Here is a 9,746-nt window from a genome sequence, read left to right as displayed (position 1 = left end):
CCTCGCCGCGCGCGACGAGGAAGGGCGGCCGCTGTCGGACGGCGAACTCGGAGACCAGGTCGCCACCTTGGTCCTGGCCGGCGCCGAGACCACCTCCTCCGTCGTCGCCTGGGCCCTGCGGCTGCTCGCGGACCACCCGGAGACCGGGGCGCGGCTGCGGGAGGAGGTCGACGCGGTCGCGGGCGGCGGGCACGGGGCGCGCCGGCCGGTCACCGGGGCCGATCTTCCCCGGCTGCCCTTCACCGGGGCCGTCGTACGCGAGGTGCTCCGCCTCTACCCGCCGGCCTGGGCCGTGACCCGCACCACCACCCGCGAGACGCGGCTCGGCCCCGGCCGGAGCCTTCCGGCCGGGGCCATGGTGATGTGCTGCCTCTATCTCGTCCAGCGGCGCCCCGACCTCTACCGGGACGCGGCGGTCTTCGACCCGGGGCGCTGGGCCGCCGACGACGTGCCGCGTGACGCCTTCCTGCCCTTCGGGCTCGGCGCGACCAAGTGCATGGGCGACGTGTTCGGCACGACCGAGGCCACCCTCGCGCTCGCCGCGATCGCCTCCCGCTGGCGCCTGACCCCGGTCTCCCGGCGCCCGCCACGCCCGGTCCCGCGCATCGTGCTCTCCCCGGGGCCCCAGCGCATGCTGCTCGCCGCGCGGTAGGCGCGGCGAGCGGCGAGCGGTGGATCCCAGGGGGTCGGTCACGAGCGGGGGACCTTGCGGAGCAGGGTCAGGACCACGGCCGCCGTCACCAGGGCGAAGACCGCGCTCAGGGCCGAGGCCGAGTGGAGGGCCGTCGTGAAGGCCTCCCGGGCCTGCTCCCGCAGGCCCTCGTCCGGCAGGGCCAGCGCCGCGCCCACACTCTCGTGGGCCGCGGCCGGCGCGTCCGCCGGGATGCCGCCCCGGTAGACGGCGACCGCCACGCTGCCGGTGACCGCGATGCCCAGGGCGAGCCCCAGGTCATAGGCCGTCTGGCCGGTCGCGGCCGCCGCGCCCGCCTTCTCCGCCGGGGCGGAGCCGACCGCGAGGGCCGTTCCCAGGACGCTGATCGGGGCCGCGCCGAACATGATGACCGCGAGGCCGAGGGCGGCCACGGTCACCCCTTCGGCCAGGGCGATCACCGCGTACCCGGCCAGCGACATCAGGAGTCCGCCGGCGAGGACGTACGCCGGGCGGAGCCTCCGCGCCACGAGGGGGGTCAGCTGCGAGCCGGCGATCAGGCCCGCCGCTCCGGGCAACAGCCAGAGACCGGCCTCGACCGGCGGCAGTCCGGCGACGGCCTGGAGGTACTGGGGGACCAGGTACTCGACGCCGTTGAGCGCGGTGGCCGGGACCGCGCAGGCGCGCGGGCCTGGTGGCCGCGGAGGGCCTCGGTCTGACGGCCGAGGTGCCGGACCTGCTGGCCGGGATCGGTCGTACGGCCCTGCTGAGGGGTGATCTGGCCGAGGCGCGGGCGTACCACGCGGCGGCCCGGGAGCGGGCGGTCGAGGTCGGGTTCCGGGCGGGCGAGATCAACGCGGTTCTCGGCCTCGGCCTGGGCGCCAGACGCGAGGGCCTGATCGACGAGGCCGAGGCGCACATGAAGGAGGCCCTCGACTGGCACCGGGCGGTCGGCCTCGACTCGGCCAACGCGCTGATCCTGGCCGAGCTGGGCTTCTCGGCACTGGCGCGCGGCGACGTGGCGGGTGCGCTGAGACTCCAGGAGGAGGGCTACGGCACCGCCCTGACCTCCGGCGACCCGCGCGCGGTCGCGCTCGCCCTGGACGTGCGGGAGGCCACGTTCGCGGTGCTCGGGACGCTGCTCGTGCTCCTCGTGGGCGTCGCGGTGCTCGGGGCGGGGGCGCGCCGGGTGGTCGCCGCCTGCGCCGCGGTGCTCACCGCGACCGGGCTCGTCGTCGCGGTGGCCGCCGCCGGCGGGTTCGAGGACCACTGGACGGCGCTCGCCCTGCTGCTCGTCCCGGCTGCGACGGCGGCCGTCGGCGCCAAGGCCCGCCCGGTGGCACTGCCGGTCGAGATCACCGGTGCGGTCGTGGCGCTCCCGGCGTTCGCGCTGGCCGTCTCCCGGCCCGCGTTCCTCGCGCTCGCCCTGGCCCTCGCCGGGGTCATCGCGGCGGCGACGGCCGTGCGCCCCGAGCGGCGGCGGTTCGCCTCGTGGACGGCGGCGGTGCTCCTCCTGCTGGCCACCTGGGTGCGGCTCGCGGTGTGGGAGGTGACGACCCCGGAGGCGTACACCCTGCCGGTGACCGTACCGGCCCTCGTCGTCGGCCTCCTGCGGCGGCGCCGGGACCGGGAGGCCTCGTCCTGGACGGCGTACGGCCCGGGTCTCGCGGCGACGCTGCTGCCGAGCCTCGTCGCGGCCTGGACGGACCCGGAGTGGGCGCGGCCGCTGGCCCTGGGGGTCGCCGCCCTGGTCGTGACACTGCTCGGCGCACGGTTCCGGCTGCAGGCGCTCCTGGTCGTCGGCGGCTCGGTACTCGCCCTGGACGGGCTGCACGAGCTGGCGCCGTACGTGGTGCAGGCGGTGGGCGCGCTGCCGCGCTGGCTGCCGCCGGCCCTCGCCGGGCTCCTGCTGCTCGCGGTGGGCGCCACGTACGAGCAGCGGCTGCGGGACGCGCGGCGGCTCCGGGACCGGGTCGCGCGGATGCGGTAGCGGAGGGGGCACGCCGAAGGCCCGGGACGATGTTCCGTCTCGGGCCTTCGGACCGGGTGGTGGGCGATACTGGGTTCGAACCAGTGACCCCTTCGGTGTGAACGAAGTGCTCTCCCACTGAGCTAATCGCCCCGGTGCACCGCAAACATTACCGCATGTCAGCGGGGCTCCCGCACCATGCCCGGGTCACTGGTCGATCTTCCACGGCATGACGAAGCCGAACTTCCACAGATAGACGCCGAGCAGGGCGGCGATGATCACCAGGCCCACGGTGGTGAGGATGATGTTCCTGCGGCGGACCTTGGGGTCGAGTGCGCGCTGTGCGGCCTCCGTGACCTTGCGCTTGGTCCAGCGGAGCACCAGCTGCGCCCAGACGAACTCGGTCGCCCAGATCGCCATGCCGCCGAAGATGACCAGCCAGCCGGGCCCCGGGAGGGGCAGCATGACCACGCCGGCGCCGACCACGGCGAGTCCCACGATGAAGACGCCGACCTGCCAGCTCAGGTGGAGGCCTCGTCGGGACTTGATGAACTCCGGTGCGCGGGATCCCAGTTCGGCTTCCTGGCCGTCTGCGGACTCCCCGGTGCGCTCGTCACTCTCCGCATTCATGGTCCCCAACTTACCGGACGCGGAGCCCTCACCGGAATGGAGGTATTACCGCAGGTCACACGCCCCCGAACGAGCTACCTGAACGATCACAAAACCGACAGAGGGGTTTACAACGGCACCTGAGGTGGCATGTCGATTTCGCCGACGTGCGAATCCCCGAGCGCACACTGAGCGAAAGGCCCTGGCGCTTATGAACACCACGGTCAGCTGCGAGCTGCACCTGCGCCTCGTTGTGTCGAGCGAGTCCTCACTGCCTGTACCCGCGGGCCTGCGGTATGACACGGCCGATCCGTATGCCGTGCACGCCACCTTCCACACCGGAGCCGAGGAGACGGTCGAGTGGGTCTTCGCCCGCGACCTTCTCGCCGAGGGGCTGCACCGGCCCACCGGCACGGGCGACGTCCGCGTCTGGCCGTCCCGGAGTCACGGTCAAGGAGTCGTCTGCATCGCGTTGAGCTCCCCCGAGGGAGAAGCCCTGCTCGAGGCCCCGGCGCGGGCCCTGGAGTCGTTCCTGAAGCGGACCGACGCCGCCGTGCCACCGGGCACCGAGCACCGGCACTTCGATCTCGATACGGAGCTCTCCCACATCCTGGCCGACAGCTGAGCCAGGCCGAGAGCCGCACGGCGCCGTCCGACTCGGGGCGACGGCGCCGCGCGGGCAGCCACATAGGCACGACACCGGCGCTCCCCACCGCGCAGCCGGCGCGGTGGAGGGCGCCGTTGTCCTTTTCCCGGTCGCGCTAAAGTCAGCGCCATTCCGCGGGCGCCCGCCCGCGGCCGGCCAGGGAGCGAATCGTGCTGATCCCCCACGACACCCGGATCGCCCTCGACACAGTCGTCGATCTGATGAACACCGCGCCGCAGGGCGACCGGGCCGACGAGCTCGCGGACATCCAGGGGCTGCGGATCTTCGTACGCGCCCACAAGATCAGCGATGTGGGCGACCTCGATGCGGCCGATCTGCGGGCCGTGCGCGAGGTGCGCGAGAAGTTCGCGGCGGTCTTCTCGGCGCCCGAGGCCCGGATCGCGGCCCCCCTGATCAATCAGCTGGTGGCGGGTGCGGGGACCACGCCCCAGCTCACCGACCACGACGGCTACGACTGGCACGTGCACTACTTCGCGCCGGGCGCCTCGGTGGCCGACCACCTCGCGGCCGACTGCGGCATGGCGCTGGCGTTCATCGTGGTGGCGGGCGAGCAGGAGCGGCTGCGGCGCTGCGAGGCGCCGGACTGCGGCCGGGCCTTCGTCGACCTCTCCCGCAACCGCTCGCGCCGCTACTGCGACAGCCGCACCTGCGGCAACCGGCTGCACGTGGCCGCGTACCGGGCGCGCCGCAAGGAGGCCGCGGGCTGAGGCCGGGCAGTGGCCGGGCTCGGGGCCGGGCCGCGGCCGGGCCCGAAGCCGAGGCCCCGGTCCGCGACGGGGCCCGGAGCCGGGCTCGGGGTCGTCACAGGACGAAGAGATCGTGCACGGCCGCCATGAGCAGCAGACAGCCGATCACCCCGAGAAAGATCATCAGCGGGGGCTGGGAGAGCGCGAACAGACAGCCGCGCGGCTCTTCGGCGGGGGCATCGGGGGCGGCGGGGGCGGTCTCCCGCGAGGTATCCAGCATCTCGGGGGGATGATCGCGCACGCGGGGCCCCGGAAATCCCGCAACACGCCCCATCGCAAAGGGTGTTCACCCCTTCCCGTGGATCGCCGGACGATCACCGGAACGGGAACGGCCAGAAGTGGTCAGATTCCGTGCTTCTTCAGAATCGCCTCGATGTCGCTGAAGTCCTCTCCGGCCGGCGCACCGGTCTGCGGCTTCGCCGTCACGGCACGCGAGGGCGACGACGCCGCCGGGGCCACGGCGCTCGGCTCCGCCCCGCCGGCGGTCTCCTTGCGGCCGCCCCGGCGCCGCTCCACGGCCCGGGTGGACATGAAGAGCAGCCAGGCGGCGCCCAGGACACCGAAGCCGGCCCAGGCGACCGGGCTGAACGCCGTGTCCACGAGCCATTCGACGGCGCCCGTCATCACCAGACCGATCGGCACCAGGGAGTAGGCGGCGATCCGGGCCGCGGACAGGAATCGCTTCCGGTACGCCGTGATCGCGGCGATGCCCAGGCCCGCCGCGGACACCGCGGAGCAAATGGTCTCGGCGAGCATGCGGTCCTCCAGGTCCGGGTGATACGTCCCTTCCATCCTGCACCGGTGAGGCCCTCCGCGGCCATGTCCCGGGCCCGGTCTCAGGGAGATCTCCGGGTCGCCCCCACCGGGATCTCCTCCCCAGGTCCCGGTCGGGAGACACCCGCTCCTCCCTGGTGAGGGAGACTGCTGTCATGAGTGACTCCACCACCGCACCCGCCTCCCCCGTCGTCCTCGAAGCGTGGTTCGACCTCCAGTGCCCCGACTGCTTCCAGGCCCTCGACGACGTCCGCGCGCTCCGCGAGAAGTACGGCGACCGGCTCGACGTACAGCTGCGGCACTTCCCGCTCGCGAAGCACAAGCACGCGTACGCCGCCGCGCAGGCCGCGGAGGAGGCCTTCGAGCAGGGCAAGGGCTGGCCGTACGCGGAGGCGCTGCTCGCCAGGACCGCGGAGCTGGGCGAGCGGGGCGAGCCGGTGCTCATGGAGGTCGCCACCGAACTCGGCCTGGACGCCGAGGAGTTCGATACGGCACTGATCGACGGCCGGCATCTCCTGACCGTCGACGCGGACGAGGCCGAGGGCAAGGCGATCAAGGTCACCGGCACGCCGACCTATGTCGTCGACGGCGAGCGGCTGGACGGCGGCCAGAGCCAGGACGGCCTGCGCGCGCGCATCGAGGAGATCGCCGACCGCCTGCTGAAGGGCTGAAGGACCGGGGCCCGGAGCTCCGGCCCGGCCCTCCCGCCCTCGCCTACAGCAGCGCCTTCGCGCTGTTGATGTAGGTCGTGCGGTAGCCCAGCGACTCGTAGAGCCGGATCGCCGGGGTGTTGCCCGCGAAGACGTGCAGTCCGAGCACGGTGTCCCCGGCCTCCCGCGCGACCCGCTCGGCGAGCAGCATCAGCGTCCGGCCGTAGCCGTGCCCGCGGTGCGCCTCCTCGACCTCGATGTCGTACACGAAGGCCGCCCGGTGGCCCGGCTCCAGCTCGATCCGGCCGGTCCACAGGAAGCCGGCGGGCCTGCCGTCCCGGACGACCACGTGGATCGCGACACCGGGGGTGGCGAGGCCCTCCGGGAGGTACTTCGCGTGGCTGCTCTCGGCCTTGGCGCGGGCCTGCTCCTCGGGCACCCCGCGGTCGATCCAGCTCCGCGCGAAGCCCTCCTTGGCCCGCGCCGCCCACACCACGTACTCGTCCTCGGTCATCGGCCGCACCTCGACGCCCTCCGGCAGGGCCGGCGGCTCTGCGGGCAGTTCCTTGACCATGTTCCGGCTGCGCTCGGTGTAGCCGAGCGAGCGGGCCATCCGCAGCGCGGGGCCGGCGTCGGCGGGCACGGAGATCTGCACCTCGACACAGCCCCAGCCCCGCAGCACCTCCTCCGAGGCCAGCGCCGCGACCGTGCCACGGCCCCGCCCCCTGTCCGGCTCGCGGACCCCGAGGCGGCTGATCACGCCGGAGGCGGCGCCGAAGCCGGGGTCGGTGGAGAGGTGCACGGAACCGACGCGGCGGCTGTTCACGCACACGTCGTAGGTACGCGAACGGCCGCCGTCGGGCGTCTGCTGAAGCGGCTCGGCCGGCCGCAGGGTGGTGGTCATCAGTCGTGTTCTACCCACCCGGGGGCCGTCCGTCATCAGGTTTTGCGCGAGACGGCTACGCGAGGCGCGGATCCCGGTCCCGCGCGGCGTGCTCGTCGAAGATCCGCATGGCCTTGGCGGTGACGGGACCGGGCACCGGCGACAGTTCGCGTCCGTCGACGCGGTGCACGGCCTGGACGTCGCGGAGCGTCGAGGTCAGGAAGATCTCGTCGGCGCTCTCCAGGACGTCCAGCGGCAGATCGGTCTCCTGCGCACCCGTCCACTCGACGGTGAGGGCGCGGGTGATGCCCGCGAGGCAGCCGGAGGAGACGGGCGGGGTGAGGATCCGGCCGTCGACGACGACGAAGACGTTGGAGCCGGTGCCCTCGCAGAGCCGCCCGACCGTGTTGGCGAAGAGCGCCTCGGAGGCCCCCTGCTCGCGCGCCCGGGCGAGGGCGACCACGTTCTCGGCGTACGAGGTGGTCTTGAGCCCGGTGAGGGCACCGCGCTCGTTGCGCGTCCAGGGCACGGTGATCACCGCGGTGGAGTCGGCGCGACGGCTGGTCTCCCCCAGCCCGACGACCAGGCCGGCCCCCGCGTCACCGCGCTCCGAGCCCAGCGGCGAGATGCCTCCGGTGTACGTGATGCGGAGCCGGCCGAGCTCCATCGGGTTCGCGTCGAGGACGGCGGCGCAGGCGCGGCGGACCTCGTCGAGGTCCGGGTCGGGCAGGCCGAGGCCGCGGGCGGAGCGGGTGAGGCGCTCCAGGTGGAGGGTGAGGGCGAAGGTCTCGCCGCGTACCGCCTTGACCGTCTCGAAGATGCCGTCGCCGACGGTCAGTCCGTGGTCCAGCACGGAGACCAGGGCGGTCTCCGCGTCGTGCAGCCCGCCGTTGACCCAGATTTTCATCGAGAAGTGGCCTTTCCGCTCGCCTCAAGGGCGCCTGACTCGTAGGCGCCCGACGCTATCGCGACCAGCCGGGACGCCTTCAGCTCGGTCTCCTCCCACTCGCGCTCCGGGTCGGAGCCCCAGGTGATCCCGGCGCCGGTGCCGAAGCGGAGCACGCCCTCCGGCCGGTCGATCCAGAAGGTCCTTATCCCGACGGCCAGCTGCGCCGTGCCCACGTCGGCGTCGACCCAGCCGATGCCTCCGCAGTACGGGCCGCGGGGGGCGGTCTCCAGGGCCTCGATGATCCGCAGCGCGCTGGACTTGGGCGCGCCGGTCACGGAGCCGGGCGGGAAGGTGGCGTCGAGCAGCTCGGGCCAGCCGGCGTCCTCGCGCAGCAGACCGGTGACCGTGGAGACGAGGTGGACGAGGCCGGGATGCTCCTCGACCGCGCAGAGGGCGGGGACGGCGACGGAGCCGGTCTCGCTGACGCGTCCCAGGTCGTTGCGGACCAGGTCGACGATCATCACGTTCTCCGCGTGGTCCTTGGGGAGGAGGTCGGCGGCGGTCCGGCCGGTCCCCTTGATGGGGCCCGAGGAGATCAGAGCCCCCTCCCTGCGGAGGTAGAGCTCGGGGGAGGCGGTGGCGATCTCCACGCCGTGCGCGGGCAGCCGGATCGTTCCGGCGTAGGGGGCGGGGTTGCCCCGGGCGAGGAGCGCGGTGAGGGCGTCGACGTCGGCGGCGGCCGGGTCCGGCAGCGGCGCGGTCAGCACCCGGCAGAGGTTCGCCTGGTAGACCTCGCCGCGCGCGATGTGCTCGCGCACGCGCCGGACGCCCGCGATGTACGCGGCGCGGTCGAGGGAGGACGTCCAGTCACCGGCGGCGGGGCCGCGCCAGCCGCCGGGGACGGGCGAAGGGACGGGGTCGGCCCGCACGTCGCCGAAGCGGGCGCAGGTCAGACGCCCCTCGAAGTCCGCGCAGACGGCCCAGAAGCCGGCGGAGTCCAGGGCTTCGGGGTCGTGGGTGACGTCCCGGAGGTCGGTCGCGAGGAGGCCGCCGAAGCGGGCCAGCGGAGCAAGGTCGTACACGCATCGAGTCTAGGTCCGCCGGAGGAGGGACACCGGGGCACGGGCGGAGAGGGCTCCCCGCCACTTCGGGAACACGGCGAGTGAACGTGGCGCGAACCCTCCGGGACGCCCCGCCGGGCACCCGGATCGGCGCGCAGGTCAGCACGCTGCGGAAACGCGTTTTTGTGCTGGCCCAGGAATCCGCTAGAGTTCAACACGTCGCCGGGACGCGCAAGCGAAACGGAAACGACAAGCGGACGTGGCTCAGTTGGTAGAGCATCACCTTGCCAAGGTGAGGGTCGCGAGTTCGAATCTCGTCGTCCGCTCGATGTGGGGGATCTTCCCGAACCCCTGTATTCACTCCTGGTGGAGTGGCCGAGAGGCGAGGCAACGGCCTGCAAAGCCGTCTACACGGGTTCAAATCCCGTCTCCACCTCCAAGCGCGATTAGCTCAGCGGGAGAGCGCTTCCCTGACACGGAAGAGGTCACTGGTTCAATCCCAGTATCGCGCACGCAGAACAACCGAAGATCCGGTCCGTATGGACCGTCCCGCGCGATTAGCTCAGCGGGAGAGCGCTTCCCTGACACGGAAGAGGTCACTGGTTCAATCCCAGTATCGCGCACGCAGTACGCAGTGCCTTCGGGTACGCCGTGTGCACCACCCGCGCGATTAGCTCAGCGGGAGAGCGCTTCCCTGACACGGAAGAGGTCACTGGTTCAATCCCAGTATCGCGCACCACCGAAGAGCCCCCGGCCGCATCTCGCGGACGGGGGCTTCTTCATGTACGAGGAGGCTCGTCGTGCACCGGGAGACCCGGTGCACCCCTCGTCAGGAGGAGAAGAGCATCC

General features: G+C 73.0%; 10 protein-coding genes, 6 tRNA genes and 2 pseudogenes. 10 read left to right on the top strand and 8 right to left on the bottom strand.

Annotation, left to right across the window (positions count from 1 at the left end):
* The coding region (locus AOK00_RS12735) for a cytochrome P450 (protein ID WP_159041754.1) at window positions 1-652 on the top strand (652 nt) is incomplete at its 5' end.
* Between the two features lie 38 nt (window positions 653-690).
* Here AOK00_RS12735 and AOK00_RS12730 read toward each other — a convergent pair.
* A pseudogene (locus AOK00_RS12730) lies at window positions 691-1,314 on the bottom strand (MFS transporter); the annotation flags it as partial.
* A gap of 428 nt (window positions 1,315-1,742) precedes the next feature.
* On the opposite strand from AOK00_RS12730, the pseudogene AOK00_RS12725 reads away from it, so the two are divergent.
* Window positions 1,743-2,639, top strand: a pseudogene (locus AOK00_RS12725) (SCO7613 C-terminal domain-containing membrane protein); the annotation flags it as partial.
* 57 nt (window positions 2,640-2,696) lie between these two features.
* Here the strand turns inward: AOK00_RS12725 and AOK00_RS12720 are convergent.
* Both AOK00_RS12720 and AOK00_RS12715 read right to left on the bottom strand, forming a co-directional pair.
* Window positions 2,697-2,771, bottom strand: a tRNA-Val gene (locus AOK00_RS12720).
* 54 nt (window positions 2,772-2,825) lie between these two features.
* The gene (locus tag AOK00_RS12715) at window positions 2,826-3,248 is read right to left on the bottom strand and encodes a TIGR02611 family protein (protein ID WP_055600423.1); all 423 of its coding nucleotides are present in this window, start codon (window positions 3,246-3,248) and stop codon (window positions 2,826-2,828) included.
* A gap of 190 nt (window positions 3,249-3,438) precedes the next feature.
* Between AOK00_RS12715 and AOK00_RS12710 the strand changes: the two genes are divergently transcribed.
* Together AOK00_RS12710 and AOK00_RS12705 are read left to right on the top strand one after the other, a co-directional pair.
* Window positions 3,439-3,852, top strand: coding sequence for an SsgA family sporulation/cell division regulator (locus AOK00_RS12710; protein WP_015032345.1), 414 nt, complete (start codon window positions 3,439-3,441; stop codon window positions 3,850-3,852).
* Between the two features lie 191 nt (window positions 3,853-4,043).
* Entirely contained in the window at window positions 4,044-4,601 is a 558-nt protein-coding gene (locus AOK00_RS12705; RefSeq protein WP_055600422.1) for a CGNR zinc finger domain-containing protein, read from the top strand.
* A 94-nt stretch (window positions 4,602-4,695) separates the two neighbouring features.
* Here the strand turns inward: AOK00_RS12705 and AOK00_RS39425 are convergent, their stop codons facing one another.
* Both AOK00_RS39425 and AOK00_RS12695 read right to left on the bottom strand, forming a co-directional pair.
* A complete protein-coding gene (locus AOK00_RS39425) occupies window positions 4,696-4,860 on the bottom strand; it encodes a hypothetical protein (protein ID WP_173861553.1) in 165 nt (54 codons plus the stop codon).
* Between the two features lie 122 nt (window positions 4,861-4,982).
* Entirely contained in the window at window positions 4,983-5,432 is a 450-nt protein-coding gene (locus tag AOK00_RS12695; protein WP_055600420.1) for a hypothetical protein, read from the bottom strand.
* Between the two features lie 137 nt (window positions 5,433-5,569).
* Here AOK00_RS12695 and AOK00_RS12690 point away from each other — a divergent pair, with 137 nt between their 5' ends.
* Window positions 5,570-6,085 (top strand): DsbA family protein, encoded by a 516-nt coding sequence (locus AOK00_RS12690; protein ID WP_055600419.1) that lies wholly within the window; start codon window positions 5,570-5,572, stop codon window positions 6,083-6,085.
* A gap of 43 nt (window positions 6,086-6,128) precedes the next feature.
* On the opposite strand, the gene AOK00_RS12685 is transcribed toward AOK00_RS12690, so the two are convergent.
* The 3 genes from AOK00_RS12685 to AOK00_RS12675 are packed head-to-tail and all read right to left on the bottom strand — an operon-like array spanning window position 6,129 to window position 8,918.
* Entirely contained in the window at window positions 6,129-6,968 is an 840-nt protein-coding gene (locus AOK00_RS12685; protein ID WP_055600418.1) for a GNAT family N-acetyltransferase, read from the bottom strand.
* 55 nt (window positions 6,969-7,023) lie between these two features.
* Entirely contained in the window at window positions 7,024-7,854 is an 831-nt protein-coding gene (locus AOK00_RS12680; RefSeq protein ID WP_055600417.1) for an aminotransferase class IV, read from the bottom strand.
* Window positions 7,851-8,918, bottom strand: a complete 1,068-nt coding sequence (locus AOK00_RS12675) for a chorismate-binding protein (RefSeq protein ID WP_055600416.1) — start codon at window positions 8,916-8,918, stop codon at window positions 7,851-7,853. The genes AOK00_RS12680 and AOK00_RS12675 overlap by 4 nt, the downstream gene beginning before the upstream one ends.
* Before the next feature lie 232 nt (window positions 8,919-9,150).
* On the opposite strand from AOK00_RS12675, the gene AOK00_RS12670 reads away from it, so the two are divergent.
* The 5 genes from AOK00_RS12670 to AOK00_RS12650 all read left to right on the top strand — a co-directional run bounded on the left by AOK00_RS12670 (window position 9,151) and on the right by AOK00_RS12650 (window position 9,636).
* Window positions 9,151-9,223: transfer RNA gene (locus AOK00_RS12670), tRNA-Gly, on the top strand.
* 39 nt (window positions 9,224-9,262) lie between these two features.
* Window positions 9,263-9,336, top strand: a tRNA-Cys gene (locus AOK00_RS12665).
* A gap of 1 nt (window position 9,337) precedes the next feature.
* Window positions 9,338-9,409 (top strand) — tRNA-Val (locus tag AOK00_RS12660).
* A 39-nt stretch (window positions 9,410-9,448) separates the two neighbouring features.
* Window positions 9,449-9,520: transfer RNA gene (locus AOK00_RS12655), tRNA-Val, on the top strand.
* A gap of 41 nt (window positions 9,521-9,561) precedes the next feature.
* Window positions 9,562-9,636, top strand: a tRNA-Val gene (locus AOK00_RS12650).
* Window positions 9,637-9,746: the final 110 nt, after the last annotated feature.

Source organism: Streptomyces aureus, from assembly GCF_001418135.1.
Lineage (GTDB): Bacteria > Actinomycetota > Actinomycetes > Streptomycetales > Streptomycetaceae > Streptomyces > Streptomyces aureus_A.
Note: the sequence above shows the minus strand (reverse complement) of the source record. Positions and strands in the feature narration are given on the sequence as shown.